Here is a 26,968-nt window from a genome sequence, read left to right on the forward strand (position 1 = left end):
AGATGATTATATGAGACATTCCCTACTCCCTACTCCCTACTCCCTACTCCCTACTCCCTACTCCCTACTCCCTACTCCCTACTCCCTACTCCCTACTCCCTACTCCACCATCTCAGCCAACCTCCGCACCGTGTTCCAGTTGCGTGCGGTGCCGATGCCCATGCGCTTGTGGTTCATGGCAGCGAGCAGCCGCGAGCTTGGTCGCTGGCGCGAAAAGACGACCCAGATGTCACCGTCGACCGAAGCCACCTTCTCGTCCTCGGCGGCATAGGCCTGGAGCGCGGCCACACCATCCGCTGGCGCTGGCTTGCGCATCACCCGCACGGTCACCTGATCGCCTGCCTCGGCAGAGTCGGCCGGGAATGGGTTGCCGGCGGCAAGTTTCAGCCAATCCTCGGCAGTGCGCACGATGATGACGACATTGCGGCCGAAGGTTTTTTCGAAGGCCGTTTCCAACCGCTGTTCCAGCTTGGCGATGCCAGTCGCCCGTGTCTCGAAGACCAGATTGCCGGTCGCCACCAGGGTGCGCGGGTTCTTCAGCCCAAGCTGTTCAGCCATCGCCTTGAGGTCGGCCATGACGACCCGGCGGCCTTCGCCGAGGATAATGCTGTAGAGCAACGCAACATAGGTTTGCATGGCAACGCGGCCTGCTTATACCAGCCGCGACTGGTCCACCGCGGCCGAGATGAAGCTGGCGAACAGCGGATGCGGCTCAAGCGGCCGGCTCTTCAGCTCCGGATGATACTGGACGCCGATAAACCAGGGATGGTCGGGGTATTCGACCGTTTCCGGCAGCACGCCGTCAGGCGACATGCCGGCAAACACCAGGCCGCAATCCTCGAGCCGTTCCTTGTAGTCGATGTTGACCTCGTAGCGGTGGCGATGGCGCTCGGAAATCTGGGTGTCGCCATAGATGTCGGCGATCTTCGAACCCTTGGCGAGTTCAGCCTGATAGGCGCCAAGCCGCATGGTGCCGCCGAGATCGCCGGTTTCGCGGCGCTTCTCCAGCATGTTGCCTTTCAGCCATTCGGTCATCAGGCCGACGACCGGCTCGTCGGTCGGACCGAATTCGGTCGACGAGGCGTGTTCGACGCCGGCCAGCGAGCGCGCTGCCTCGATGCAGGCCATCTGCATGCCGAAGCAGATGCCGAAATACGGCACCTTGCGCTCGCGGGCGAATTTCGCCGCCAGGATCTTGCCTTCCGAGCCGCGCTCGCCGAAGCCGCCGGGCACCAGGATGCCATGCACCTTTTCCAGCCACGGCGTGGGGTCTTCCTTCTCGAAAATCTCGCTCTCGATCCAGTCGAGCTTGACCTTGACGCGGTTGGCCATGCCGCCATGCGACAAAGCCTCGATCAGCGATTTGTAGGCATCCTTGAGGCCGGTGTATTTGCCGACGATGGCAATCGTCACCTCGCCCTCCGGATTGTGGATGCGGTTGGACACGGCCTGCCAAGGCTCCATGCGCGGCTTCGGCGCCGGATCGATACCGAAGGCGGCCAGCACTTCCGAATCGAGCCCTTCCTTGTGGTAAGCCATCGGCACGTCATAGATGTGGGGCACGTCGAGCGCCTGGATGACGGCACTTTCGCGCACATTGCAGAACAGCGACAGTTTTCTGCGCTCTTCCTTGGGGATGGCGCGGTCGGCGCGGACCAGCAGGATATCGGGCGCGATGCCGATGCCGCGCAGTTCCTTGACCGAATGCTGGGTCGGCTTGGTCTTCAGCTCGCCGGCCGTGGGGATGTAAGGCATCAAGGTCAGGTGGACATAGACGGCGTTGTTGCGCGGCAGATCGTTGCCGAGCTGGCGGATAGCCTCGAGAAACGGCATCGCCTCGATATCGCCGACCGTACCGCCGATCTCGCACAGCACGAAATCATAGTCGTCATTGCCGTCGAGCACGAAATTCTTGATCTCGTCGGTGACATGCGGAATGACCTGCACGGTGGCGCCGAGATAGTCGCCGCGGCGTTCGCGCTCGATGATGTTCTTGTAGATGCGGCCGGTGGTGATGTTGTCCTGCTGGTTGGCCGAGCGGCCGGTGAAGCGCTCGTAATGGCCAAGATCGAGATCGGTCTCGGCGCCGTCATCGGTGACGAAAACCTCGCCATGCTGGTAAGGCGACATCGTTCCGGGATCGACATTGAGATAGGGATCGAGCTTTTTGATGCGTGCGCGATAGCCTCGCGCCTGCAAGAGAGCCCCAAGGGCCGCTGCAGCGATGCCTTTTCCAAGTGAGGAAACCACGCCGCCTGTGATGAATACATATCGCGCCATGGGAGTCATCGCTTAACGCGGCCGAATTGATTCCGCCAGAGAAAAAACCGCCGCTGAGGCTTTTTCCAGAGAAGGCGCGATAGTCCCGAGGTTCGAGACTGGTGTTTTGGTCAAAACAAAAGGGCCGGCAAAAGCCGGCCCTTTCGGCAGGTTTGTGAAAGCATCAGATGATGACGACCTTGGTGCCGACCCTAACGCGGCTGTAGAGGTCCATGACGTGCTCGTTGATCATGCGGAAGCAGCCATTCGAAGCGCTGGTTCCGATCGACTGCGGCGCGATGGTGCCGTGGATGCGCAGATGCGTGTCCTTCTTGCCGTCGTAGAGATAGATGGCGCGGGCGCCGAGCGGGTTCTGGCCGCCGCCGGGCATGCCGTCCTTGTACTGGCCGTAATGCTTGGGTTCGCGCTTCTGCATGTCGAGCGTCGGGATCCAGCGCGGCCATTCCTGCTTGTCGCCAACGGCAACCTTGCCCTTGAACTGCAGGCCTTCGCGGCCGACCGCGATCGCATAGCGGCGGGCGGTGAAAGCCGATTCGACGAGGTAGAGGCGGCGCGCGCTGGTATCGATGACGATCGTACCCGGCTCATAGCCGCTGAATTCGACGTCCTGCGGCACGAATTCCGGCTTCACCTTGAACTGCTTCTTGGCTTGCCGCTTGGCGAGAGCCTGGTCGAGCGCGCGCGTTTCGGGGAGATAGGCAATCGACGAGGCAGAGGACGTGCCGCCGAACAGGCCGGCGAACAGTCCGCCGCTCGTCGGCTTCTGGCCCGGGGCCTCGCTGCGCAATTCGCCATTGTTGCCGGTCAGCGCGATATTCATCGCTTCGGCCGGAAGCGGTTCAGCCGATTCGATCGGCTCGATCGGCGCGATCGGGTCAACCGGAGCGATGATCTTGGTGGTCTTCTTGCCTGGCTTGGCGTCGGCAACCACGACCGGCTTGCCCTTGCTTGCCAGGAACGCCTGGCGCTGGGCATCGGCCCTGGCTTTCGCCGCATCGCGCATCGCCAGCTTGCGGGCCTCGAGCGCCTTGACGCGGGCGAGATCCCTCTCGGCGGCGATCTTGTCTTCGAGCTTGCTGATCTGAGCCAGATCATCCGGGCTCGGGTTTTTCTTCTTCTTGAGAAGCTTCAGCTGCGTCGCATCGCTCTTGGCGGCGACGTTGATGACAGCGGTTTTGCCAACCGCCTGCGGTGAGGTCATTGCCGGAGTGCCGGCGAAGACCGCGGAGCTCATGCCGAATACGGCACAAAACCCCATGAAAATGAAGCTGCGAAGCTGCATGGCGAAGATCCGATCGTTCAATGCTTGTTGCCCACGGCGTCGCCCGGCGCCCCCCAAGGGCGCAGAAAGTGCCGCCGGCAATCTATAATCGAAGTGGCGTACGGGCCTCAAGCACGGGGTGCGGTCGAATCTTCGTGATCGTGTGCCATTTGCCGCGACTGTGTTGAAACAACAACAGATCGCGGCATCCGACCCTACCGACTACTGGTTCGGAACCTGCGGCGTGACCGGCAAGGTAACGCCATTGGAAGCCGGCGGCGCAGCCGAATCGGTTGCAGGTGGCGTCGCCGGAGATGGAGCCGTCGCCGGGGCCGTGGTGGCGGGCGGCGTGGTGGCGGCGCCGTTGGCCGCGGGCGCGGCCGGTTCGTTGTTGCCCGAAGGCGGCGTCGGCGCCGTCGTGCCGGGCAACTGATTGAGCACGCCGTTGCCGCTGTCGGCCGGCACGCGGTCGAGAATGTCGATCGGTTTTTCGCCATAGCGGGCAACGATCGAGAGTGTCAGCGACGTCACGAAGAAGGCCGCGGCCAGGATCGCCGTCGCCCGCGTCAGCGCATTGGCGGCGCCACGCGCGGTCATGAAACCGGAACCGCCGCCAATGCCGAGACCACCGCCTTCGGAGCGTTGCAGCAGCACCACGCCGACAAGGGCGAGCACGACCATGAGGTGGATGACGATCAGTACGGTTTCCATATTTTATCCTGGCAAGCCCTGCCGCTCCCTGGCGATCAGGGCCGGTGATTTGGAGGCGGCTCCATACAATGCTTTAACGGCATTTCCAAGCCCGTGGCCGGAATATGGGAAGCAATGCGCCCTTTGCAACGATTTCCGCCGAACTGCTGCGTTCATAAGTCGATGACGGAACTGATCGGCAACGAAATTCCGGGGCCTACGCGATATTCTGGTATGCCTCGGCGATGGCGAGAAAGTCGGATGCCTTCAAGCTGGCGCCGCCAACCAGCGCGCCATCGACGTTTTTGACGCCCAGCAGTTCGACTGCGTTGGACGCCTTGACCGAGCCGCCATAGAGAATGCGCATCTTGCCGGCCACGACTGCGCCGAGCGCTTCCGCCAGTTTTTGGCGGATATGTGCGTGCGCCTCCGCCACGTCTTCGGCGGTCGGCGTCAGGCCGGTGCCGATAGCCCATACCGGCTCGTAGGCGATAACGGTGTTGGCGGGCGTTGCGCTCGGTGGCACCGAGCCGGCGACCTGCCGCGACAACACGTCGAGTGCTGTGCCCGCTTCGCGCTCCGCCTTGGTCTCGCCGATGCAGATAATGGCGACGAGCCCTGCCCGCCACGCCGCCGAGGCCTTGGCGAGGACGATGGCATCGTCCTCGCTGCGCTGTTCGCGGCACTCGGAATGGCCGACAATGACGTGGCTGGCGCCCGCATCCTTCAGCATCTCGGCTGAGACACAGCCGGTGAAGGCGCCGCTTTCCTTGATGTGGCAGTCCTCGCCACCGGCCCGCACCGGCGTGCGCGACAGGATTTCGACGGCGCGCGACAGCAAGGTCGCCGGCACGCAGACCAATGCTTCGGTCTCTGCGTCGAGCCCGCTCATGAAGCCGTTGCCGATCATCCTGAGCTCGTTCAGCGAAGCGCTGGTGCCGTTCATTTTCCAGTTGCCGGCAACGAGCGGTCGAATTCCTGGCGTCATGGGGATCTGGTTCTCCGGGCGACATTGGGGTCTCGCCCTCCCTATCAAAATCAGGCCACAAAGCAATCGACAGTGAGCCGGAAGGGCGCTATTGCGCTTGTTTCAGACTCGGGCGCACGCAAAACTGCGCAAAAATCGGAAGTAACAATGCTTGGTATATTGAGAAGCGCGGCAGGGACCTGGGTCGCGAAAGCCCTGCTGTCGCTGCTGGTGTTGAGTTTCCTTGCCTGGGGCGTCACCACGCGGATGACGGGCGGCTTCCTGGCTGGCCATCATGCGGTGATCACCGCCGGCAGCACCACCGTGTCGATCACCGAGTACCGCCTCGCCTATGATCGCCAGATCGCCATGCTGCAGCAGCAGATCGGCCAGCGCATCAGCCGCGACCAGGCCAAGGCCTATGGCATCGACAACCAGGTGCTGGCTCAGTTGGTGTCCGGCGCCGTCCTTGACGAACAGGCGCGCAAGCTCGGGCTTGGCTTCTCCAAGGACAGGCTGGCCGAACTGACGCGGCAGGAACCCGCCTTCCAGGGCCCGAATGGTCAGTTCGACCGCCGGCTGTTCGAATCCCGCCTGCGCGAACTGGGAATGCGGCCGGAGGATTATCTGAAGAACCGGGCTCAGGTGGCGGTGCGCCAGCAGATCGTCGAAGCGGTTTCGGACGGCCTCAAGGCTCCAGACACCTTCTTCAAGGCAGTTGCGCTCTATCGCGGCGAAGACCGCACCATCGACTATCTGATCTTGCCAAAGGCGTTGGTGGAGCCCATCGAGGCGCCATCCGACAGCGTGCTTCAGGCTTATTTCGAGGCCAACAAGAAAACCTACGCGGCGCCAGAATACCGCAAATTCTCCTATGTCCGGCTCGAGCCCGAAGACATCATGGATGTCAGCGCCGTAACGGACCAGCAGGTCAGCGACGACTACAACAAGAACAAGGGCCGCTACACCACGCCGGAAATGCGCACCATCGAACAGCTGGTGTTTCCTTCCGCGGACGCCGCCAAGGCGGCATCCGATTCGCTGAAGACGGGCGCCACTTTCGACAAGATCGTCACCGCGCAGGGCAAGACCCCGGCCGACACGCTGCTCGGCACGCTCTCCAAGGATAAGATCACCGACAAGGCGGTCGCCGATGCCGCATTCGCGCTTGCCGTCAACGAAGTCAGCCCGGTCGTCCAGGGCGCGTTCGGTCCGGTGCTTTTGCGCGTTACCGAGATCAAACCGGAAACGGTGAAGCCGCTGGCGGAAGTCTCAGACCAGATCCGCAAGGATCTGGCGCTTGGCGAAGCAAGCCGCATCCTGCTCGACGTGCACGACAATTACGAAGACACCCGCGCCGCCGGCAGCACGCTGGCCGAAGCCGCCGCCAAACTCAAGCTCAAGGACGTTACCGTCGAGGCCATAGACCGCACCGGCCTCAAGCCGGACGGCACCATCATCAAGGACCTGCCGGCATCGCCGGACCTCATCAAGGCGGTGTTCGAGGCCGAGCCCAACACCGAGAATCAAGCCCTGACCACGCCTAACAACGGCTTCGTGTTCTATGAACTGACATCGATCACGCCGGCTCGCGACCGCACGCTGGACGAAGTCCGCCAGCGCGTGGTGGCGGACTGGACGACAGAGGAAACGACCAAGCGGCTGACCGCGAAAGCAGACGAACTCGACAAGCGCCTCAAGGCTGGCACCACACTCGACGTCATCGCCGGCGAACTGAAGCTTGAAAAGCAGACCAAGCGCGGCGTGAAGCGCGAGGCCGACGATGTCGATTTCGGCAAGGAGGGTGCTGCTGCGATGTTCGGCGTCGGCGAAGGCGGCACCGGGCTGATCCCCTCGCCCACCGGCGACGGCCAGATCCTGTTCAAGGTCGCCGAAGTGTTCGAGCCGGCCGGAGCCGACGCCAGCTCGGTACCCGACGATGCGCAAAAATCCTTCACGCAAGGCATGTCCGACGATCTGCTCGACCAGTTGGTGGCGCAGTTGCAGACGCAGTACGCCGTCAGCGTCGACCAGGCCGCCGTTGCCCAAGCCCTCGCCCAATGAATGGCCTTAGCCCAATGAACGTCTTGGCCCAATGAGCGCCCTGAAGACCCATATCGCCAAGGTCGCCACGGGAACCGGGCTTACCTTCGAGGAAGCGCGCGAAGCTTTCGACATCATCATGTCTGGCGACGCGACGCCGGGCCAGATCGGCGGCTTCCTGATGGCGTTGCGCGTGCGCGGGGAGACCGTGAGCGAGATTTCCGGCGCCGTCGCCACCATGCGTGCCAAGATGCTGCGCGTCGAAGCTCCTGAGGGCGCCATCGACATTGTCGGCACGGGCGGCGACAATTCGCATTCAGTCAACATCTCGACCGCTTCGGCCTTCGTCATTGCCGGCTGCGGCGTGCCGGTCGCCAAGCACGGCAATCGCGGCCTGTCGTCGCTGACGGGCGCTGCCGATGTGCTGGTCGCGCTCGGCGTCAAGATCGATATCCTGCCAGAGGTGATCGGCCGCTGCATCCAGGAGGCCGGCGTCGGCTTCATGTTCGCGCCGGCGCACCACCCTGCGATGAAGCATGTCGGCCCGACCCGCGTCGAGCTCGGCACGCGTACCATCTTCAACCTGCTCGGACCGCTGTCCAATCCGGCTGGCGTCAGCAGGCAGATGGTCGGCGTGTTCCTGCCGGAATGGATCGTGCCGGTGGCCGAGACATTGAAGGCGTTGGGCACCGAGCATGCCTGGGTGGTCCATGGGGATGGCTATGACGAAATCACCACCACCGGCGAAACGCAGGTGGCGGAACTGGCCGGCGGCGAGATCCGCCATTTCACGCTCACCCCGGAAGCCGTCGGCCTGCAGCGCCACACCAAGGACGAGTTGCGCGGCGGCGACGCCGCCTACAATGCCACGGCGTTGCGCGACATGCTGAGAGGTGCTGCCGGGGCCTATCGCGATACGGTGCTGATGAACGCCGGCGCCGGCATGGTGGTGGCCGGCAAGGCGACGACGCTTGCCGACGGCATGGCCGCGGCCACACAGGCCATCGACAGCGGCCGGGCGCTGGGCGTGCTCGACAGGCTGGTCGAGATTTCGAACGGATGAGCCGTGGCTGACATTCTGCGCAAGATCGAGGCCTACAAGCGCGACGAGATCGCGGCGGCGAAGGCGCGGATACCGTTGGCCGAGATCAAGGCGCGAGCCAAGGATGCCGACGCACCGCGTGGCTTTCGGAGGGCGCTTGAGGCGAAGCGCAGATCGGGCAGCTTCGGCCTGATCGCCGAGATCAAAAAGGCAAGCCCATCCAAAGGCTTGATCCGTGCCGATTTCGACCCGCCCGCACTGGCGCAGGCCTATGAGAAAGGCGGTGCCGCCTGTCTTTCGGTGCTGACCGATGCGCCATCCTTCCAGGGCGCGCCGGAATTTCTCACCAATGCACGGAAGGCAGTGTCCCTGCCCGCGCTGCGCAAGGATTTCCTGTTCGACCCTTATCAAGTCTACGAGGCTCGCGCATGGGGCGCCGATGCCATCCTGATCATCATGGCCAGCGTCGATGATGCCTTGGCGAGCGAATTGGAAGCGACCGCGTTCGAACTCGGCATGGACGCGCTGATCGAGGTGCATGACGAGGCCGAGACGCAGCGCGCGGTAAAACTCTCGTCGCAGCTGATCGGCATCAACAACCGCAATCTCAGAACATTCGAGACCAGCCTCGAGACCTCGGAACGGCTGGCATCGATGGTGCCGGGCGGCCGATTGCTGGTCAGCGAGAGCGGAATTTTCACCCACGACGATTGCTTCAGGATGCAAAAGACCGGCATCAGCACCTTCCTCGTCGGCGAGAGCCTGATGCGGCAAGAGGATGTCGCTGCGGCAACGCGGCTGCTTTTGACAGGCAAGGCGAAAGCAGAGGCCATCTGAGGATGGCAGCCGCCCTCACCCATCTCGGCGCCAAGGGCGAGGCCAACATGGTCGATGTCGGCGAGAAGGCGGAGACGACGCGCACGGCGGTCGCCGAGGGCTTTGTCTCGATGCGGGCCGAAACCCTGAAGATGATCCTCGACGGCGACGCCAAGAAGGGCGATGTGCTGGGTACCGCGCGCATTGCCGGCATCATGGCGGCCAAGAAGACGCATGAGCTGATTCCGCTCTGCCATCCGCTGCTTTTGACCAAGGTGTCGGTCGACATCGAACCGGACACCACGCTGCCCGGCCTTAGGGTCACCGCGCTCGCCCGCGTCACCGGCAAGACCGGGGTCGAGATGGAGGCGCTGACCGCGGCATCTGTCGCGTGCCTGACCATTTACGACATGGCCAAGGCGGTCGACCGCGCCATGGTGATTTCCGGTATACAGCTGGTGGAAAAGACCGGCGGCAAGTCCGGCGACTACAAGGCGGGTTCGTAAATGGCGCTGGTTCCGGTCGCCGAGGCGCTTCAACGCCTACTCGACGGCGCTGTGGCGTTGCCCGGTGAAAGGGTCGCGCTGGCGGATGCGGCCGGCCGGGTGCTGGCGGAGCCGGTCGTGGCGCTGCGTACCCAGCCGCCTTTCAATGCATCTGCCATGGACGGCTATGCCGCACGGGCGCAGGATGTGGCGTCGGCCCCGGCGCGGCTTTCGGTGATCGGAATGGCGCCCGCAGGGCGAGGCTTTGACGGCACAGTGGGTAAATCCGAGGCCGTGCGCGTCTTCACCGGCGCGCCGCTGCCTGAAGGCGCAGACACGATCGTCATCCAGGAAAATGTTCGCGATCTCGGCGGTGGCCGGATCGAGGTCACCGAACCGACGGCGAAGAACCGCAACATCCGCCGCCTTGGACTGGATTTTGCCCAAGGCGACGTGCTGCTGGAGAAAGGCCGCGTGCTCGATCCGGCTGCATTGTCGCTGGCGGCGTCGGCCAATCATCCCCGGTTGAACGTGGTGCAACGGCCGCTGGTCGCCATCATCGCCACCGGCGACGAATTGCTGCCACCGGGCAGCGAACCTGGCCCCGCCCAGATCATCTCGTCCAACGCCTATGGCGTCGCTGCTGTGGCGCAGTCGGTCGGCGCTCGCGCGCTCGATCTCGGTATAGCGGCCGATCGCAAGGAAGCGATCGCGGCGCTGGTGAAAAAGGCGGTCGATGCGAAAGCCAACGTCATCGTCACGCTCGGCGGCGCCTCGGTCGGCGACCATGATCTCGTTCATGACGTGCTGACCGGCGAAGGCATGAACCTCGACTTCTGGAAGCTCGCCATGCGCCCGGGCAAGCCGCTGATGTTCGGGCGGCTGGGCGATATCAGGTGCATCGGCCTGCCCGGCAATCCGGTGGCGAGCCTGGTCTGCTCGCAATTGTTCCTGAAGCCGCTATTGGCGCAGCTCGGCGGCCGTCCCCACCGGCAGGACATCCGCCAGGCTCAGCTTGGCGCCGCGATGCCGGCCAATGATCTAAGGCAAGACTATGTGCGCGCCGTGGTCCGGGAAGAAGCCGGCGCATTGGTGGCGACACCATTCGGCATCCAGGATTCCTCGATGCTGAGAATGCTGGCCGACGCCAACGGCCTGATCGTGCGCGAGCCCTTCGCTCCGGCGGCAGAAGCAGGCGCTGCTTGCAGCGTTCTGATGTTGCGCTGAAGGTCGCGGATCCAAGCCGTTAATTCCAAGAGATAAGACTGGTTGTTACTCCGCCAGCAATGTCCGCGTCAGCGGATGTGTCGGATCGGCAAGCCCGTCGACGATGCTGAAATGATGCCGGTCCGGCTCGACCACTGTGCTGGTCGTGGCGCCGAGGCCGATCCAGATGTTGGCAAGCAGCGCATTCTGGCGCAGGAACTCCGCCCGCTCGCCGCCGCCGGCCCAGCAGGTGATGCGCGCGCCCTGCATGGGGCGCAGCAGAACCGGGCTTTCGGCCAGTGCTTCCGCTTCATCGATGGCCAGTGTCGCGTTCATCCCCGTCCGCATGATTGGCCGCAGGTCATGGACGCCGGAGATCGAGACGACATTGCGCACGCGGCCCGCCACATCGGCGGCCAGGGGTGTCGTTGTCGTCACCATCCTGGAGGCGAGATGGCCGCCGGCGGAATGCCCGGTCAGGATCACCGGCCCGCCGACCATCGTCGCCGCCTTGCCGATCGCCGCCGCGATTTCCCTAACGATGCCGGAAATGCGTATGTCGGGACAAAGCGTGTAAGTCGGCATTGCCACGGCAAAGCCATTGGCAACCGCGCCGTTGGCCAGATGCGACCATGGCTTGTTGTCGAACGCCTTCCAGTAACCGCCATGGATGAAGACGACGAGCCCTTTGGGCATGACATCGGGAAGGAACAGATCGAGCCTGTTGCGCGGGCTGTCGCCATAGGCGATGTCGAGCTTGGCCCGACCGGACGCCGACATTGTGTCGCGAAAAGCCTGTGCCGGTGTGTCCCACGCGGCCGGCCAGCGATTGCTGCCGGCAATGTTGTCGCCGTTGGCGTAGGCATTGTCCCAATCGGCAACACGATGTTGGAGCATCTGCATCCCTCCCGGATGGCTTCAGTTCAGTCGACAGGAATGGCCGCCGAACAGGGCGGCGTCAATGCTGCGACCTAAAAACATTTTAGGCTTGAAACAAATTTCGACTGGTGCGATCCTGCGCCTTGTTCAGCCATGGGCGCGAGGCAGACAGGGGCAGCCGAAAATGCTTGGGCCATCAGCGCATATCGACACATTCACGCGCGACAACCTGCCGCCGCCGGAGCAATGGCCGGAGTTTTTGCTCGACGGCTTCGACTATCCCGACCACATAAATGCCGGCGTCGAATTGACCGACAGGCTGGTCGAAAAAGGGTTCGGCGACCACACCGCGCTGATCGGCAATGGCCGCCGCCGCACCTACAAGGAACTGTCCGACTGGACCAACAGGCTCGCCCATGCCCTGGTCGAGAATTATGGCGTCAAGCCGGGCAACCGGGTGCTGATCCGCTCGGCCAACAACCCGGCCATGGTCGCCTGTTGGCTGGCCGCCACCAAGGTTGGCGCGGTGGTCGTCAACACCATGCCGATGCTGCGCGCCGGCGAACTCGCCAAGATCGTCGACAAGGCGGAAATCACGGTTGCGCTTTGCGATACAAGGCTGATGGACGAGATGACCGCCTGCGCCAAGGGCAGTGCGTATCTCAAGCAGGTCATTGGCTTCGACGGCACGGCCAACCATGACGCGGAACTCGACCGCGCCGCCCTCGACAAGCCGGTCACCTTCACTGCCGTCAACACCGGCCGCGACGATGTCGCCCTGCTCGGCTTCACCTCCGGCACCACCGGCGTGCCGAAGGCGACGATGCATTTCCACCGCGACCTGCTGATCGTCGCCGACGCCTATGCCCGCGAAATCCTGGAGGTGACGCCCGACGACATCTTCGTCGGCTCCCCGCCCCTTGCCTTTACCTTCGGTCTTGGCGGGCTCGCCATCTTCCCGCTGCGTTTCGGCGCCGCGGCGACGCTGCTGGAACAGGCGACGCCACCCAACATGATCCACATCATCGAGACCTACAAAGCGACCATTTCCTTCACCGCTCCAACCGCCTATCGGGCCATGCTCAAGGCCATGGATCAAGGCGCTGACCTGTCCTCGCTGCGCGTCGCGGTTTCGGCGGGCGAGACGCTGCCGGCGCCTGTCTTCGAGGAATGGACTGAGAAGACCGGCAAGCCGATCCTCGATGGGATCGGCGCCACCGAGATGCTGCATATCTTCATCTCCAACCGCTTCGACGACATGAAGCCGGCCTCCACCGGCAAACCCGTCGGCGGCTATCAGGCACGCATCGTCGATGACGAGATGCGGGAGCTGCCGCGCGGCTCTACTGGCCGGCTGGCGGTGCGCGGCCCGACCGGCTGCCGCTACATGGCCGATGCCAGGCAAAAGGACTATGTCCGCGATGGCTGGAATCTCACCGGCGATACGTTCACGCAGGACGAGGATGGCTTCTTCCACTTCGCCGCGCGTTCCGACGACATGATCGTCAGCGCCGGCTACAACATCGCCGGCCCCGAGGTCGAAGCGGCGCTGCTCTCGCATCCCGACGTCGCCGAATGCGCGGTGACCGGCGCCGAGGACGGTGAACGCGGCCAGATCGTCGAGGCGCATATCGTGCTTGTGCAAGGTGTTTCGCCGGACGCATTGACCGTCAAACGCCTGCAGGACCACGTCAAGGCAACGATCGCGCCCTACAAATATCCGCGTTCGGTGAAGTTCATCGACGCCTTGCCCAAAACCCAGACCGGCAAGATCCAGCGCTTCCGGTTGCGCGCGGAGAAGAGCAATTGATTAAGCCGCACGATCCGGCGTCCGATGGCGCGCAGATGTCGTTCAAGGAGCGGATGTCCTACAGCGACTATCTGCAGCTGGACAAGGTGCTCGATGCGCAGGCGCCGCTGTCTTCGGCCCATGACGAGATGCTGTTCATCATCCAGCATCAGACATCGGAATTGTGGATGAAGCTCGCTTTGCACGAGATCGGCGCCGCGATCCGCTCTATCCGCGCCGACCGCCTCGAACCGAGCTTCAAGATGCTGTCTCGCGTCGCGCGCATCTTCGAGCAGCTCAACAATGCCTGGGACGTGCTGCGCACGATGACGCCAAGCGAATACACCGAGTTTCGCGACGCGCTCGGCCAATCCTCGGGCTTCCAGTCGTGGCAGTACCGCGCTATCGAGTTCATGGCCGGCAACCGCAACCTAGCCATGCTCGGGCCGCACAAGCACCGGCCCGATCTTACGGACAGGCTGGAAGCGATCCTGGCCACGCCGTCGCTGTACGACGAGGCGCTTCTGCTTTTGGCGCGCAATGGCTTCGACATCGGCGCCGATGCCGGGCGCACGGACTGGCGCGAGACGCGCGTCGAGAACGAAGACGTGCTGGCTGCCTGGCAAACCGTCTACCGCGACCCGCAGCGCTACTGGATGCTCTACGAACTGGCCGAGAAGCTGGTCGACTTCGAGGATTACTTCCGCCGCTGGCGCTTCAACCACGTCACCACGGTCGAGCGCATCATCGGCTTGAAGCGCGGCACGGGCGGCACCTCAGGCGCCTCCTATCTGAAGAAGATGCTGGAGGTTGTGCTGTTTCCGGAGCTCTGGACGGTCCGCACCCGGCTCTAGAGCATTTCACCGTTTAACGTAAACGGCGAAATGCTCTAGCTCTTTGATTTGACGCAATTGCGGACGGAAAACCGCTTCACACTTTTCCTGAAATTGCTCTAGTTCCTCAGGTGACCGCGGTCTTCACCGCGAAGCGGGCGTCCTGCCAGGCGCCGGTGCGCAGAATATCCTCCAGGACTTCGACCGCCTGCCAGACATCGCCATATCCGACATAGAGCGGCGTGAAGCCGAAACGGATGGTCGACGGCGCCCGGAAATCGCCGATCACGCCGCGCTCGATCAGCGCGCGCATCACCTGATAGCCATGCGGATGGAGGAACGACACCTGGCTGCCGCGCTGGCTGCCGTCGCGAGGACTTTCCAGTTCAAGCCCGTAGGCGCCGCATCTGGCTTCGACGAGCTGGATAAACAGGTCGGTCAGCGCGATGCTTTTTCTGCGCACCGCCGCCATATCGACGTCGTTCCAGATATCGAGCGCGCCCTTGAGCGCCCGCATCGACAGCACCGGCTGCGTTCCGCACAGGAAGCGGCGAATGCCGCTGCCGACGGCAAAGCCCTGCTCGAAGGCAAAGGGCCGCGCATGGCCCCACCAGCCGCTGAGCGGCTGGTGGGCATCGTCATGGTGGCGCTCGGCCGCGTAGATGAAGGCTGGCGAGCCCGGGCCGCCATTGAGGTATTTGTAGGTGCAGCCGACGGCGAAATCGGCATTGGCACGGTCAAGTTCGACCGGCAAGGCGCCGGCCGTGTGGCAGAGATCCCAGATGATCAGCGCGCCGGCGTCATGTGCCTTGCGCGTCAGCGCCGCCATGTCGCGCAACTGGCCGGATTTGTAGTTGACGTGGTTGACCAGGATGACGGCAACGCTGTCGTCGATCAGCTCCTCGATTGCGGCCGCGTCGACGCCCTCCAGCCGCAGCCGCGTTCCCGGCCGGGTCGAGGCGACGCCTTCGGCCATGTAGAGGTCGGTCGGGAAACTGTCGCCCTCGGCAACGATGACCGACCGATCCGGCCGCATGCCGAGCGCTGCGTGCAGCAGCTTGTAGATGTTGATCGAGGTTGTGTCGCAGACCACCGTCTGCCCATCAGCCGCGCCGATCAGTCGCCCGAGCTGATCTCCGAGTTCCACCGGCATGTTGAACCAGCCGGCGGTGTTCCAGGCGCGAATGAGATCGTGCGCCCATTCCTGCGTGGCGGCCTGCTGCAGTTCGCTGAAGACGACCGCTGACGCGGCGCCCAGGGAATTGCCGTCGAGATAAATCACGCCTTGCGGCAAGACAAAGCGTTCGCGCATGGAGCGCAGCGGATCGGCGGCATCCATTGCTTCGATTGTAGCGAGATCGGGTGTCGTGCTCATGATCCGGCGCCCCTCCATGGACAAACGCGCGCGGCGGAGCCTGCCGCCCAAACATGCCGGCGATCTTGAGTGGTCGCCCTTGAACTGTCAAACATTATATATAATTCACCCATTGAAAGGCTTTGATATATAATGATCCGCCGAGCGTTTATGTCTGATGGATCACGATGCTGGATGACGAGCAGACCTCGAAGACGGAAGCGGCCTATCGCCTGCTCAGGCGCGATATTCTTGCGACCCGGCTGGCGCCTGCCGCGCCGTTGAAGCTGAGCACGCTGCGCAACACCTACGGCATCGGCTGGACGCCGTTGCGCGAGGCGCTGTCGCGGCTGGAGGCGGAACGGCTTGTGACCGCCATCAGCAACCGCGGGTTTGCGGTCGCTCCCGTCTCTCGGGCGGAGCTCGAGGATTTGGCGCGTGCGCGGCTGGTGGTCGAACTGCCCCTGCTGGTGGAATCGATCGAGGAGGGCGACCGTGAGTGGGAAGACGCGGTCGTTGCCGCCCACTATCGTCTCTCACGGTGCGGGTCTGTTCTCGACGATCCATCGGATGATGCGGTCGACGCGTGGTACGAAAAACACGATGCCTTCCATGCGGCGCTGCTCAGTGCCGCGACATCCAGCTGGCTGCTGCGCTTCAATGCGACGATTTCCGACCAATTGCATCGCCATCACCGCTTTCTGGGTCTGGCCCCGACGCTGCGCGCCGCCGCCGGCCGCACGGATGGCCACCGGAAGGCCGTGGCGGCCCTGCGCGACGCCGTGGCGATCGAACACCATACCGCCCTGATGGAAGCGGCCCTCGATCGCGACGTCGAACGTGCGAAAACTCTGATGACCGCTCACATCGGCTACACGCTGCAGGTCTATGCCCAGAGCGAACCCGGCGCGGATGCTGCGCAGCCCCGTCCGAAAAGGAAGCGGCGATCGTAGCCGACGACGCAGGGCACTTTGTCTTCGTTTCACCCCGTTGCTGGCAACTGGGCGCAGGCGGCGCTCGCAGCGCCGAACGTTACGCTGAACAAAACGTCAACACATTCATTAAACTTTAAAAGGTTGCGGAACACAACTGGAACAGATAGTGTTTGTTCTGGGTTTGTTTTTTCTGATTCTGGTTTCAGAACCCTTGGGGGCCGCGATGCTGACGCGCAAACAACATGAGCTTCTGATGTTCATCCATGAACGCCTGAAGGAGAGCGGAATCCCGCCGTCCTTCGACGAGATGAAGGAAGCGCTCGACCTCGCCTCCAAGTCCGGCATCCACCGACTGATCACAGCGCTTGAGGAGCGCGGTTTCATTCGCCGGCTGCCGAACCGGGCGCGCGCGCTGGAAGTGCTGCGGCTGCCCGACTCGATCGCACCAGGCCTCAATGCGGCGAGGAAGTTTTCGCCGAGCGTCATTCAGGGCAGTCTTGGTCAAACCGGCCAAGGGCAAGGCGGCCAAGGACAAGGCGCGTTGGGCCAAGGCGGTCTCGGCCGCCAGATCAAGCCGGGCTCGCCGTCGCGTTCGATGTCGGCCGGCAATGACGATGCCGTTTCCGCGATTTCAATCCCGGTTATGGGACGCATCGCCGCCGGCGTGCCGATCGACGCCATCCAGCATCAGACCCATTCGATCTCGGTGCCGCCCGATATGATCATGGGCGGCGAACACTACGCGCTCGAGGTCAAGGGCGATTCGATGATCGAGGCCGGCATTTTCGATGGCGACACGGTCATCATCCGCAATGCCGACACAGCCAGCCCCGGCGAGATCGTGGTGGCGTTGGTCGACGATGAGGAAGCGACCCTGAAACGCTTCCGCCGCAAGGGCGCCTCGATCGCCCTGGAAGCCGCCAACCCGGCCTACGAGACCCGCATTTTTGGACCGGACAGGGTGAAGGTGCAGGGCAAGCTTGTCGGATTGATCCGGCGCTACTGAGCCGGCTTGGGTTTGTACTTTTCACGCTGGTTGTAAGGCGGCAGGCCGCGCGCTTCGCGGGAGAAGCGGCGTTGCTCGTGCCAGGGGCGATACGGCTTGTCGACGGCGAAGCGGATGGTTGGCGCTGCAGCTGCCGATTGCGGATCGAAGAAGACGGCGGCGCTGCCGTCGCGGGCCAGCTGTTTCTTCGTCACGACCAGCACCAGCGGGTCGCGGCACGGATTGTAGGCGGTGGCGTCATCGATGACGATCAGGCTCGCGAAGGCACAGGCCGGCCGCGCCGTCTTGCGGTCTTTCGCAAGCGCTACAATGGCTCCGGAAGGGTGCCGGGCGATACAGAGATCGCCGGTGCAATAGAAGGGCGAGCCGGGCGGCAGATCGAGCGGATCGAGATCGAACCGCGTATCTGTTGACTCGAAAATCTCAGGTGGGATAATGGTTTCGGCCCGCAGCGCCCGTTTCCAATTGTCCGTGGTGAATTCGTTGGAGCGTTCGCGGTTGAGGGCGAGTTCGCCGCCACCGATCGGCATGGCCACCAGATGCGCATCCTCGGATATGAGCACGTCGGGCGTAAGCACCTGCGGCACCGTCAACAGGCCGGCCAGCGCGAAAGGCACGGCCGCCAACCTGAGCCAGGTGGTGGCCATGGTGGCGATGACGAGGGCGACCGCCACCAACAGCACCGAGCGGATGGAGATCAGCCCGACGGCGTCGACCGGCGAGCGCTCGGAAATCCAGGCCGATATAGCGATCATCGCCATCAGACCCTTGCCCATCACATAGAGGAACGGCCCGTCGGCGCCGAACGGCATCGCCAGTGCGCTGAGCACGGCAAAAGGCATGACGATCAACGAAACAATCGGCATCACGGCCAGATTGGCGATCAGGCTGAGCGGCGACACACGCTGAAAATGCCAGATGGCGAACAGCAAGGTTGCACTGCCGGCGATGATCGAGGTCATGGCGAGGCCGCCCATGGCCAGCGCGAATTTTCGCGACAGGAAGCCGACGAAGGAGCGCTTTGCCGGCGGCGTTCTCACCTTGTCGGCGCGGTAATCGGCCCAGCCGGCATAGGCGCCGACAAGGGCGGCGGTGGCGGCAAACGACATGTGGAAGCTGGGACCGACCACCTCGTGCGGCGACACCAGGATGACGGCAATGGCGGAGATCGCCAGATTGCGCATGGTGAGTGCGGCGCGATCAAACAGCACGGCGACAAGCATGACCGCCAGCATGATGAAGCTGCGCTCGGCGGCAACCACGACGCCTGAAATGACGAGATAGGCGGCGATGGAGACGAGTGCTGCCACTGCTGCATATTTCTTGACTGGGCGGCGCGAAGAGAAATCGGGAAACAGCGCAAAGGCGCCACGCAGCAACGCCATGATGGTGCCGGCAACCAGCGCCATGTGCAGGCCGGAGATGGAGATGATGTGGTAGATGCCGGTGCGCCGCATCGCTTCGTTGACCTCGTCCGGGATGCCGGCGCGCACCCCGACAATCAACGCCGCGGCAATCTCGCCTTCGGCGCCGCCGATTTTGCCCCTGATATGGTCGGCAATGTTTTCGCGCGCGTTCTCGATTGCCGAGGAGAGCCGCGCGGTCAGCGGCGGCGGTCCCTGCGTAGCAATGGTTTTCGGATTGCCGAGAAAGAAGCCGCTGCCGCCGATACCGGTGAAATAGCTGTCGAAGGAGAAATCGTAGCTCTCCGGCCGCACCGGACCGGTCGGCGGCAACAGCCTGGCATAGCCGGTGATCAGGGAGCCGGCGGTCATATCGGCGGGAACGGTCCGCGCCGAGAGCCTGACCCGCTCCGGGGCGTAGCGCAGCTCGGGGTAAGCGGTCGAAACCACATCGAGCGTCAGCCTGATGCGGCCGCTTTCCATCTGTTCGAGACTGACGACGCGGCCGGTCAGCCGTGTCTGGATCTCGGAGCCGAGCATCTGCGTTCCGGCGCGCCAGGTCTCGACCTTGGCGGCGACGACGCCGAGCGCGCACAGCATCGCGGCCATGCAGAACAGATGCGTCCTCGGCCGCGATCGCGTGGCGACAGCGCAACATGTCGCCAGCACCACAATGGCGATTGGCTGCGCAAAGCCCGGCTCGCCGGCCAGCGAGAAATAAATGATGACGCCGGCCGCCAGGAAAACCGGCACCAGCAGGAAGGCGACGCCCCGGTCGAGCTCCGTGTTGGCGGCCACGGCAAGGCTGCGGCGGAGCGCGGGCCATGACGGACGGCGAAGCCGTCTGCGCAGACGGGCGATAGATCCGGGCGCTGTGACTTGCGCCGGCAACGCGTGACCGGGCAGCGCAGGCGCGACGCCGGGATGCGGCTCAGGCAGCGCGAGGGGCAGCGGCTCGGCATAGGGACTATCGGCAAACAGCGAGCGTTCGCTGACGCTTGCCTCGGCGCCTTCGCCTTCCTTCGTGCCCCGGCCACGTCCAGCCATCGGGTCTGCCCCTTGCGCCCCAGACCCCTATGCTACATGAACGCGCAAAGCGCGAAAGTCCGCGTGATCACGTCCACCGCGCCGGAATCGACCATCACCTGGCAAGGACGCTCAATCCTCAATCATATCCTGGCCCTCCGCTCTCAGGCGAGCAAGCCCATCGTGCATTGCCTTCAATTGTTCCGGTGTATGACCCTGCCATTCACCGAGTTCACCCAGGATGAGCAACGGATCACGGGAGCGGTAGGATTTCGTCGGATTACCGGGAAATTTTTTGTCGGTCAGGTTAGGGTCATCCATAAAAAACTCCGTCGGCTTTACGATGTAAATCCTTTGACGACCGTCACCCGTTGCAAGCTCTGCTCCCCAGATGGCGGCTTCCAGTGTCTGGGTGAAATAGATCCATGACAGTGGTTTACCTCTGAAATTGGAAGGGTGGCCGACGCTCAGCAGATCCCCGGGTTTCAAATCCGCCCGGGTACCATGGTAGAACGGATCACCCTCCGTATGGTCGGCGTTTTCGGTCATCGGTAGTCCTTCTTTCAATCATGCCTCCTTCGTGGCGAGACCGGCCTGCACACAGTTGCGGTGTTCACGATAATGATTGCAGAAAGGTCAATATGCGTGACCAAGCCAACGCTGTCACGGCGGCGTTGTAGTCGGGCAGTGCCGCATCCGTGAAGAAATGTCCGCTCGTCAGAGGGGGCTACCACCGTCGCAGCGATGTTCCAGGCACTGTGACGGACGCTGCAGCCGAATGAAACCCAGACATTGACGCTGCTGCCAAATGAGGTTGCGCGGAGGTGCGAACAGATTTTGTGCTACAAGGCTCCGGCCTGTTGACGCAACCGATAATTGCCGACGTGCCCCGGCCTCGTCCAGCCATCGGGTCTGCCCCTTGCGCCCCAGACCTCCTATGCTACATGAACGCGCAAAGCGCGAAAGTCCGCGCGATCACGCCCCGCTTTCCAAGCTTCCCGAGAGTTCCATGTCCGACACGGTCGTCACCCGTTTTGCCCCCTCGCCCACCGGCTATCTGCATATCGGCGGCGCGCGCACGGCGCTGTTCAACTGGCTGTACGCCAAGCACACCGGCGGCACGATGGTGCTGCGCATCGAGGACACCGACCGCGAACGCTTCAACGAGGCGGCGACACAGGCCATTCTGGATGGGCTGACCTGGCTCGGCCTTTCCTGGGACGGTGAGGCCATATCGCAGTTCGAGCGCGCGCCGCGCCACCGTGAGGTGGCCGAGGAGCTGGTGCGCCTGGGCAAGGCCTATTACAGCTACGAGACGCCTGCCGAGCTCGAGGCGATGCGCGAGGCCGCACGCGCCAAGGGCCTGCCGCCTCGCTACAACGGCCAGTGGCGCGATCGTGCCCCCTCGGAGGCGCCTCCCGGCGTCAAGGGCGCCATCCGCATCAAGGCGCCGACCGAGGGCGAAACCGTGGTGCACGACCGTGTGCAGGGCGAGGTGCGCTTCCCCAACAAGGACCTCGACGATTTCATCATACTGCGCTCGGACGGCAATCCGACCTACATGCATGCCGTCGTCGTCGACGACCATGACATGGGCGTCACCCACATCATCCGTGGCGACGACCATCTGACCAACGCCGCGCGCCAGACGGTGATCTACAACGCGATGGGCTGGGACGTCCCGTCGATGTCGCATATCCCGCTGATCCACGGCGCCGACGGCGCCAAGCTGTCGAAGCGGCACGGCGCACTCGGCGTCGAGGCTTATCGCGCCATGGGCTATCTGCCCGAGGCGCTGCTCAATTATCTGGCACGGCTCGGCTGGAGCCATGGCGACGACGAGATCATGTCGATCAAGGACATGATTTCGTGGTTCGACATCGGCGATGTCAACAAGGGTGCGGCGCGCTTCGACTTCGCCAAGCTCGAGTCGATCAACGGCGCGCATATGCGCAAGATGGCCGATACCGAGCTGTTCGACATTTTCGTCGCCACTCTGCCATACCTCGAAGGCGGACCGGCTATCGCCGCCCGTCTCGACGATGCCAGGAAGGCGCAGCTGCTGGCCGCCTTGCCGGGCCTGAAAGAGCGCGCCAAGACGCTGGTGGAACTGGCCGATGGCGCGGCCTTCCTGTTCGTCGAGCGGCCGCTGCCGATCGACGAGAAGGCGGCAGCACTGCTCAATGCCGACGCGCGCGCGATCCTGCGCGGCGCACATGCCGCTTTGCAGACTGTTTCGGGCGATTGGTCGGCTGCCGCGGCTGAAGCCGCGGTGCGCGAGTTCGCGACGGCAGGCGGCCACAAGCTCGGCGCCGTGGCCCAACCGCTCCGGGCGGCCCTTACCGGCCGCAGCACCTCGCCCGGCGTGTTCGACGTGCTCGCCGTGCTTGGCCGCGAGGAAAGCCTGGCGCGGATTGCGGATCAAATCGATTAGGAGCGAACTGGCCCAAGAAGATTGGCATTGAAAGGCGGGTTTCGCAGTGCAACATTAGGCCTTGGCCTAATCTGGCACGCACCTCCCAAAATGCGGTGGCGAGTTCGCGCATTCCGGTGATTTCGACGTGTCGTTTGCAGGAATTGCCTTGCCGGCATGAGGAACATGAAGGAGTTTGAGAATGAGCGAAGCTGCGACAAGACTGGAAACCGGCAGCAAGACGACGCACCCGTCGACTGCCACGCTCGAACTGGCCGGCAAGACGCATGAATTCAAGGTGCGAAGCGGCTCGGTCGGGCCCGACGTCATCGACATCGGTGCGCTCTACAACACCACCGGCGCCTTCACCTACGATCCCGGCTTCACCTCGACGGCGAGCTGCGAGTCGGCGATAACCTTCATCGACGGCGATGCCGGCATCCTGCTTCACCGCGGCTACCCCATCGACCAGCTGGCCGAGCATGGCGACTTCCTCGAAGTCTGCTACCTCCTGCTCTACGGCGAACTGCCGACCAAGGCGCAGAAGGACGATTTCGACTACCGGGTAACGCGCCACACCATGGTGCACGAGCAGATGTCGCGCTTCTTCACCGGCTTTCGCCGCGACGCGCATCCGATGGCTGTGATGTGCGGTGTGGTCGGCGCGCTGTCGGCCTTCTATCACGACTCCACCGACATTTCGGACCCATACCAGCGCATGGTCGCCTCGATGCGGCTGATCGCCAAGATGCCGACGATTGCGGCCATGGCCTACAAATACCATATCGGCCAGCCCTTCATTTACCCGAAGAACGAGCTGAACTTCGCCGCCAACTTCCTGCACATGTGCTTTGCGGTGCCGTGCGAGGAATACAAGATCAATCCGGTGCTGGCGCGCGCCATGGAGCGCATCTTCATCCTGCATGCCGACCACGAGCAGAACGCCTCGACCTCGACCGTGCGGCTTGCAGGCTCGTCGGGCGCCAATCCGTTCGCCTGCATCGCCGCCGGCATCGCCTGCCTGTGGGGCCCGGCGCATGGCGGCGCCAATGAGGCGGCGCTCAACATGCTGGGAGAAATCGGCCATGTCGACCACATCCCGGAATTCATCGCCCGCGCCAAGGACAAGAACGATCCGTTCCGGCTGATGGGCTTCGGCCATCGCGTCTACAAGAACTACGATCCTCGTGCGAAAATCATGCAGAAGACGGCGCATGAGGTGCTCGGCGAACTCGGCATCAAGGACGATCCGCTGCTCGACATCGCCATGGAGCTGGAAAAGATCGCGCTGACCGATTCCTACTTCATCGAAAAGAAGCTCTATCCGAACGTCGATTTCTATTCCGGCATCACGCTGAAGGCGCTGGGCTTCCCCACCACCATGTTCACCGTGCTGTTCGCGGTCGCGCGCACCGTCGGCTGGATCGCGCAGTGGAAGGAAATGATCGAGGATCCCCACCAGAAGATCGGCCGCCCGCGCCAGCTCTATACCGGCGCGCCGGAACGCGACTACGTGCCGATTGCGAAAAGGTGAAAGAGAGTGAATGGTGAATGGTAAGTAGTGAATAGCAGGTAGGTAATAGCAGGTAGTAAGTAGCAGCTTGATTATAGTCGAGAGCTCGTTAATCACTATTCACTATTCACTCGCTAAGCCCTATTCGCTCTCCCGATGTGGCGAAGAACGACATCGGCGGCGATGTCGCCGGAGGGCCTGTCGGTGGCCATGCGTCTGGCAACCTCGCCAAAGCCGTCCTTTTGCCAAGCGCGGTAGGCGGTGTCTGAGAACAGTGCCTCGAGCTGCCGCGCCAGATAGTGCGGCCGCACATACTGGTTGTAGCTTTCCGGCACGACCGGCCGGTCGGCAATAAGGTTGGGCAAAGCAGCGCTCCACACCGTGATCAGGCTCTGCGCCATCAGCATGATCGGATCGAACTTGTAGCAAGAGATCATCGGGACACCCGACATCGCCAGTTCCAGTGACACCGTTCCAGACGCGATCAGCGCCGCATCGGCCTTGCCGAAGGCCTGCCATTTGCGCTCGGGATCGAGGATGACTTCCGGCTCCTGATCCCAGCGCGCCACCGATGTTTTGACCAGTTCGGCGACATGCGGCACCGTCGGCAGCAACAGCCGCAGCCGGTGGCCACGCGCGCGCAGCGCCGACACCGTCTCGCCGAACGGACCGATAAGCCGGCTCACCTCGCCGCGCCGCGACCCTGGCAGGACGAGCAGCGTCTTGACGTGATCGGCCGAGAGATCGCGTGGCTGGGCTTGCGCCCTGGCCGCGCCCAGCACGCCTGGATCATGCGTGAGGCGATGTCCGACGTAAGTGCCGGGCGGGCCGCCGAGACGGCTGAGCTCCTTTACCTCGAAAGGCAGGATGCACAGTATGTGGTCGACATAGGGCTTCATCGCGGCCGCCCTACCCGGCCGCCACGCCCAGACGCTCGGGCAGACATAATGGACGATCGGGATCGACGTATCGGTGGCGCGGACCTTTTTGGCGACGCGCAGCGAGAAATCGGGGCTGTCGATGGTGATCAGACAGTCGGGTTTTTCGGCGGCGACAGCACTTGCCGTCTGGCTGATCCGCCGCATCAGGCGCGGCAGGTCACGCAGGATCGCGCTGAGCCCCATCAGCGCGATCTCGGCGCCGTCGAACAGCGGCGCCAGTCCGAGCGCCTGCAGATGCCGCCCGCCAGTGCCGACGAGTTGCACCTCGCGCCCGGTCATGCGCTTCAGCGCCTGCACGATGTCGGCGCCCAGCAGGTCGCCGGATTCTTCGCCGGCGACGATGGCAATCTTCAGCGGCTTCTCAGCTGCCATGGACAGACTCCGCAGCCGGCAGGCCGAACACGAACAGGCCGAGCGCATTGGCGCGCGCGACAACGGCGGGGCCTTCGAGGATGAGCGAACGGCCGGCTTCGACGGCAATGCCGGCGAGCCCCGCGGCATGCGCCGCCTCGACGGTCTGGGGGCCAATAGATGGCAGATCGGCACGCAATTCCTGGCCAGGCTTGGCGCATTTGACCAGGACACCGCGCGTCTTGCCGGCCAGCCTGCCATGGCCGCGCAACTGCTGCGTCCGCTCGAGCAGTCCGTGGGTGCCCTCGACGCCTTCCAGGGCAACAGTGCGGCCACCGATGGCAATTGCCGCCTGACCAATGTCGAGCGCGCCGATGGCCTTTGCCGCCGCGTGTGCCGCCTCGATATCGCGCCAGTCGGACTTTCGCGGCACTGCTTTGGTCAGCGGCCCTTCGGCCGCCACGAGCCGGGGCACGACTTCATGCGCACCGACAACCTTGACGCCCCGTGCCTCCAGGCCGCGGGTCAATATCTTCAACAGCCCGTCATCGCCGCGGGCAAGCGCCATGGCGAGCGAGGGTATAAGTGCCAGTAGCCCAAGGTTCGGACGCATGTCGACCAACCGCGGCCTGCGCCTGATCTCGCCGGCAAGCACAAGATGGGTGATCCGCCGGCGCCTCAGCAACGCAACCAGCGAGCCGATGTCTTCCAACGCAAGGCTTTCATGCTCATAGATTGTGAGGTTGGACTGACGGTCGGCCTGACCTTCGACCAGGATGATGACGGGCGGATGTCCGGCCTCCGCCAGGCCGGCGGCAACTTCGACCGGCAAGCTACCGCCGCCGGCAATGATGCCGACCCTGGCGTCCGGCGCAAGATCGAGGCCCGTTGAAGTGGCCTCAGCCTTCGTCATCGGCATCGTCGCCGTCGCCACCCTTAAGCGACGGGACGGCAAAATGCCGCTTGCCGCGACTGGTGATGAAATCGATGATTTTCATGGCCGTCGGCGACGACGCAAACTCGGCCTTGGCGAATTCGATGTTCTCGCCGACAGTGCGGGAGCGGTCGAAGATGGTCTTGTAAGCCTTGCGCAGCAGGTAGATTTCGGCGCGCGGCAACCCGGCGCGCTTCAGGCCGATGATGTTGAGTCCACGCAGGCTGGCGCGATTGCCCACCGCAATGGCGTAGGGAATGACATCGCCGACAAAAGCCGAGCAGCCGCCGAGAAAGGCGTTGTCACCAACACGCACGAACTGATGAACGGCGCTGAGGCCGCCAATATAGACGCTGTCACCGACCTCGCAATGGCCGCCCAGGGTCGCGCCATTGGCGAAGGTGGCGTTTTTACCGACGACGCAATCATGGGCAATGTGGGCATAGGCAAGGAAATTGCCGTTGTCGCCGACGGTCGTCTCGCCGCGGCTGGAATCGGTGCCGAGATGCATGGTCACGCCTTCGCGGATCGTGCAGTTCTGGCCGATGACCAAAGTGGTGCGGCCGCCCTTGTGCTTGGTGTTCTGCGGCGGTCCGCCCAGTGTCGCCATTGGATAGACCTTGGTCGCGGCGCCAATGGTTGTCGCGCCCAGCACCGAGACATGGCTGACCAGTTCGACGCGGTCACCGATCACGGCGTCAGCGCCGACATAGCAGAAAGGTCCTATTGCGGCGCCTTCGCCGATCTGCGCGCCGGCCTCGATGACGGCCGAGGGGTGGATTGAAGTCTGTATTTTCATGA

The 26,968-nt window shown here is 63.5% G+C and carries 23 protein-coding genes; 11 read left to right on the top strand and 12 right to left on the bottom strand.

The window, feature by feature from the left end; translation table 11 throughout:
* Positions 1-99: 99 nt before the first annotated feature.
* The 5 genes from NKJ58_RS02445 to tpiA all read right to left on the bottom strand — a co-directional run bounded on the left by NKJ58_RS02445 (position 100) and on the right by tpiA (position 5,219).
* Positions 100-636: a DUF1697 domain-containing protein gene (locus NKJ58_RS02445; protein WP_352852759.1), complete on the bottom strand. Its 537-nt coding sequence runs from the start codon at positions 634-636 to the stop codon at positions 100-102.
* 15 nt (positions 637-651) lie between these two features.
* The gene (gene pyrG / locus NKJ58_RS02450; protein ID WP_081725397.1) at positions 652-2,289 is read right to left on the bottom strand and encodes a CTP synthase; all 1,638 of its coding nucleotides are present in this window, start codon (positions 2,287-2,289) and stop codon (positions 652-654) included.
* Between the two features lie 154 nt (positions 2,290-2,443).
* On the bottom strand, positions 2,444-3,562 hold the full coding sequence (locus NKJ58_RS02455) for a L,D-transpeptidase (RefSeq protein WP_023738727.1): 1,119 nt from the start codon (positions 3,560-3,562) through the stop codon (positions 2,444-2,446).
* Between the two features lie 201 nt (positions 3,563-3,763).
* Entirely contained in the window at positions 3,764-4,252 is a 489-nt protein-coding gene (gene secG, locus NKJ58_RS02460) for a preprotein translocase subunit SecG (RefSeq protein WP_352852760.1), read from the bottom strand.
* Positions 4,253-4,448: 196 nt separating this feature from the next.
* Positions 4,449-5,219 (bottom strand): triose-phosphate isomerase, encoded by a 771-nt coding sequence (tpiA, locus tag NKJ58_RS02465; RefSeq protein WP_023819952.1) that lies wholly within the window; start codon positions 5,217-5,219, stop codon positions 4,449-4,451.
* A 147-nt stretch (positions 5,220-5,366) separates the two neighbouring features.
* Between tpiA and NKJ58_RS02470 the strand changes: the two genes are divergently transcribed.
* Genes NKJ58_RS02470 through NKJ58_RS02490 form a run of 5 tightly spaced genes read left to right on the top strand, consistent with a single transcriptional unit; the run spans position 5,367 to position 10,811 of the window.
* Positions 5,367-7,262, top strand: a complete 1,896-nt coding sequence (locus NKJ58_RS02470; RefSeq protein ID WP_023738725.1) for a peptidylprolyl isomerase — start codon at positions 5,367-5,369, stop codon at positions 7,260-7,262.
* A 31-nt stretch (positions 7,263-7,293) separates the two neighbouring features.
* Positions 7,294-8,304: an anthranilate phosphoribosyltransferase gene (trpD, locus tag NKJ58_RS02475; RefSeq protein ID WP_023684712.1), complete on the top strand. Its 1,011-nt coding sequence runs from the start codon at positions 7,294-7,296 to the stop codon at positions 8,302-8,304.
* Positions 8,305-8,307: 3 nt separating this feature from the next.
* Positions 8,308-9,120 carry an indole-3-glycerol phosphate synthase TrpC gene (gene trpC, locus NKJ58_RS02480; RefSeq protein ID WP_023684711.1) on the top strand — a complete coding sequence of 271 codons (813 nt, stop codon included), beginning with the start codon at positions 8,308-8,310 and terminating at the stop codon, positions 9,118-9,120.
* Between the two features lie 2 nt (positions 9,121-9,122).
* The gene (moaC, locus tag NKJ58_RS02485) at positions 9,123-9,605 is read left to right on the top strand and encodes a cyclic pyranopterin monophosphate synthase MoaC (protein ID WP_023671048.1); all 483 of its coding nucleotides are present in this window, start codon (positions 9,123-9,125) and stop codon (positions 9,603-9,605) included.
* Positions 9,606-10,811: a molybdopterin molybdotransferase MoeA gene (locus NKJ58_RS02490; protein WP_352852761.1), complete on the top strand. Its 1,206-nt coding sequence runs from the start codon at positions 9,606-9,608 to the stop codon at positions 10,809-10,811. It begins immediately after the preceding gene.
* A 45-nt stretch (positions 10,812-10,856) separates the two neighbouring features.
* Here NKJ58_RS02490 and NKJ58_RS02495 read toward each other — a convergent pair whose 3' ends face one another.
* Positions 10,857-11,693 carry a hormone-sensitive lipase gene (locus NKJ58_RS02495; protein WP_502882147.1) on the bottom strand — a complete coding sequence of 279 codons (837 nt, stop codon included), beginning with the start codon at positions 11,691-11,693 and terminating at the stop codon, positions 10,857-10,859.
* A gap of 160 nt (positions 11,694-11,853) precedes the next feature.
* Here NKJ58_RS02495 and NKJ58_RS02500 point away from each other — a divergent pair, with 160 nt between their 5' ends.
* Both NKJ58_RS02500 and kynA read left to right on the top strand, forming a co-directional pair.
* Positions 11,854-13,479, top strand: a complete 1,626-nt coding sequence (locus NKJ58_RS02500; RefSeq protein WP_023671045.1) for an AMP-binding protein — start codon at positions 11,854-11,856, stop codon at positions 13,477-13,479.
* Positions 13,476-14,312 (top strand): tryptophan 2,3-dioxygenase, encoded by an 837-nt coding sequence (kynA, locus tag NKJ58_RS02505; protein ID WP_023748414.1) that lies wholly within the window; start codon positions 13,476-13,478, stop codon positions 14,310-14,312. The genes NKJ58_RS02500 and kynA overlap by 4 nt, the downstream gene beginning before the upstream one ends.
* Positions 14,313-14,418: 106 nt before the next feature.
* On the opposite strand, the gene kynU is transcribed toward kynA, so the two are convergent.
* Positions 14,419-15,666, bottom strand: a complete 1,248-nt coding sequence (gene kynU, locus NKJ58_RS02510; RefSeq protein WP_023696564.1) for a kynureninase — start codon at positions 15,664-15,666, stop codon at positions 14,419-14,421.
* 167 nt (positions 15,667-15,833) lie between these two features.
* Here kynU and NKJ58_RS02515 point away from each other — a divergent pair, with 167 nt between their 5' ends.
* Together NKJ58_RS02515 and lexA are read left to right on the top strand one after the other, a co-directional pair.
* Positions 15,834-16,598 (top strand): GntR family transcriptional regulator, encoded by a 765-nt coding sequence (locus NKJ58_RS02515; RefSeq protein ID WP_023688568.1) that lies wholly within the window; start codon positions 15,834-15,836, stop codon positions 16,596-16,598.
* Positions 16,599-16,803: 205 nt separating this feature from the next.
* Entirely contained in the window at positions 16,804-17,586 is a 783-nt protein-coding gene (gene lexA / locus NKJ58_RS02520; protein WP_023684703.1) for a transcriptional repressor LexA, read from the top strand.
* Here lexA and NKJ58_RS02525 read toward each other — a convergent pair.
* Complete coding sequence (locus NKJ58_RS02525; protein ID WP_352852762.1) at positions 17,580-20,036, bottom strand: ComEC/Rec2 family competence protein; 2,457 nt, start codon at positions 20,034-20,036, stop codon at positions 17,580-17,582. The genes lexA and NKJ58_RS02525 overlap by 7 nt on opposite strands.
* Before the next feature lie 111 nt (positions 20,037-20,147).
* Complete coding sequence (gene arr / locus NKJ58_RS02530; RefSeq protein ID WP_023684701.1) at positions 20,148-20,564, bottom strand: NAD(+)--rifampin ADP-ribosyltransferase; 417 nt, start codon at positions 20,562-20,564, stop codon at positions 20,148-20,150.
* Positions 20,565-21,024: 460 nt separating this feature from the next.
* Here arr and gltX point away from each other — a divergent pair, with 460 nt between their 5' ends.
* Together gltX and gltA are read left to right on the top strand one after the other, a co-directional pair.
* On the top strand, positions 21,025-22,449 hold the full coding sequence (gene gltX / locus NKJ58_RS02535) for a glutamate--tRNA ligase (RefSeq protein ID WP_023715818.1): 1,425 nt from the start codon (positions 21,025-21,027) through the stop codon (positions 22,447-22,449).
* Between the two features lie 181 nt (positions 22,450-22,630).
* Positions 22,631-23,962 (top strand): citrate synthase, encoded by a 1,332-nt coding sequence (gene gltA / locus NKJ58_RS02540; protein WP_023671037.1) that lies wholly within the window; start codon positions 22,631-22,633, stop codon positions 23,960-23,962.
* A gap of 113 nt (positions 23,963-24,075) precedes the next feature.
* Here gltA and lpxB read toward each other — a convergent pair whose 3' ends face one another.
* From lpxB to lpxA, 3 genes are read right to left on the bottom strand one after another with little or no spacing between them, the layout of a single operon-like run.
* Positions 24,076-25,254: a lipid-A-disaccharide synthase gene (gene lpxB / locus NKJ58_RS02545; RefSeq protein WP_023726646.1), complete on the bottom strand. Its 1,179-nt coding sequence runs from the start codon at positions 25,252-25,254 to the stop codon at positions 24,076-24,078.
* Positions 25,244-26,146 (bottom strand): LpxI family protein, encoded by a 903-nt coding sequence (locus NKJ58_RS02550; protein WP_352852763.1) that lies wholly within the window; start codon positions 26,144-26,146, stop codon positions 25,244-25,246. Before NKJ58_RS02550 ends, lpxB begins: the two co-directional genes overlap by 11 nt.
* Complete coding sequence (lpxA, locus tag NKJ58_RS02555) at positions 26,133-26,966, bottom strand: acyl-ACP--UDP-N-acetylglucosamine O-acyltransferase (protein ID WP_023706235.1); 834 nt, start codon at positions 26,964-26,966, stop codon at positions 26,133-26,135. Before lpxA ends, NKJ58_RS02550 begins: the two co-directional genes overlap by 14 nt.
* Positions 26,967-26,968: the final 2 nt, after the last annotated feature.

The sequence above is a fragment of the Mesorhizobium sp. M0139 genome (genome assembly GCF_040322455.1).
In the GTDB taxonomy this organism is placed as follows: domain Bacteria; phylum Pseudomonadota; class Alphaproteobacteria; order Rhizobiales; family Rhizobiaceae; genus Mesorhizobium.

Coding starts and splice junctions, on each gene's coding strand:
- NKJ58_RS02445 (WP_352852759.1), bottom strand. CDS start 636: ATGCAAACCTATGTTGCGTTGCTCTACAGCATTATCCTCGGCGAAGGC.
- pyrG (WP_081725397.1), bottom strand. CDS start 2,289: ATGACTCCCATGGCGCGATATGTATTCATCACAGGCGGCGTGGTTTCC.
- NKJ58_RS02455 (WP_023738727.1), bottom strand. CDS start 3,562: ATGCAGCTTCGCAGCTTCATTTTCATGGGGTTTTGTGCCGTATTCGGC.
- secG (WP_352852760.1), bottom strand. CDS start 4,252: ATGGAAACCGTACTGATCGTCATCCACCTCATGGTCGTGCTCGCCCTT.
- tpiA (WP_023819952.1), bottom strand. CDS start 5,219: ATGACGCCAGGAATTCGACCGCTCGTTGCCGGCAACTGGAAAATGAAC.
- NKJ58_RS02470 (WP_023738725.1), top strand. CDS start 5,367: ATGCTTGGTATATTGAGAAGCGCGGCAGGGACCTGGGTCGCGAAAGCC.
- trpD (WP_023684712.1), top strand. CDS start 7,294: ATGAGCGCCCTGAAGACCCATATCGCCAAGGTCGCCACGGGAACCGGG.
- moaC (WP_023671048.1), top strand. CDS start 9,123: ATGGCAGCCGCCCTCACCCATCTCGGCGCCAAGGGCGAGGCCAACATG.
- NKJ58_RS02490 (WP_352852761.1), top strand. CDS start 9,606: ATGGCGCTGGTTCCGGTCGCCGAGGCGCTTCAACGCCTACTCGACGGC.
- NKJ58_RS02495 (WP_502882147.1), bottom strand. CDS start 11,693: ATGCAGATGCTCCAACATCGTGTTGCCGATTGGGACAATGCCTACGCC.
- NKJ58_RS02500 (WP_023671045.1), top strand. CDS start 11,854: ATGCTTGGGCCATCAGCGCATATCGACACATTCACGCGCGACAACCTG.
- kynU (WP_023696564.1), bottom strand. CDS start 15,666: ATGAGCACGACACCCGATCTCGCTACAATCGAAGCAATGGATGCCGCC.
- NKJ58_RS02515 (WP_023688568.1), top strand. CDS start 15,834: ATGCTGGATGACGAGCAGACCTCGAAGACGGAAGCGGCCTATCGCCTG.
- lexA (WP_023684703.1), top strand. CDS start 16,804: ATGCTGACGCGCAAACAACATGAGCTTCTGATGTTCATCCATGAACGC.
- NKJ58_RS02525 (WP_352852762.1), bottom strand. CDS start 20,036: ATGGCTGGACGTGGCCGGGGCACGAAGGAAGGCGAAGGCGCCGAGGCA.
- arr (WP_023684701.1), bottom strand. CDS start 20,564: ATGACCGAAAACGCCGACCATACGGAGGGTGATCCGTTCTACCATGGT.
- gltX (WP_023715818.1), top strand. CDS start 21,025: ATGTCCGACACGGTCGTCACCCGTTTTGCCCCCTCGCCCACCGGCTAT.
- gltA (WP_023671037.1), top strand. CDS start 22,631: ATGAGCGAAGCTGCGACAAGACTGGAAACCGGCAGCAAGACGACGCAC.
- lpxB (WP_023726646.1), bottom strand. CDS start 25,254: ATGGCAGCTGAGAAGCCGCTGAAGATTGCCATCGTCGCCGGCGAAGAA.
- NKJ58_RS02550 (WP_352852763.1), bottom strand. CDS start 26,146: ATGACGAAGGCTGAGGCCACTTCAACGGGCCTCGATCTTGCGCCGGAC.
- lpxA (WP_023706235.1), bottom strand. CDS start 26,966: ATGAAAATACAGACTTCAATCCACCCCTCGGCCGTCATCGAGGCCGGC.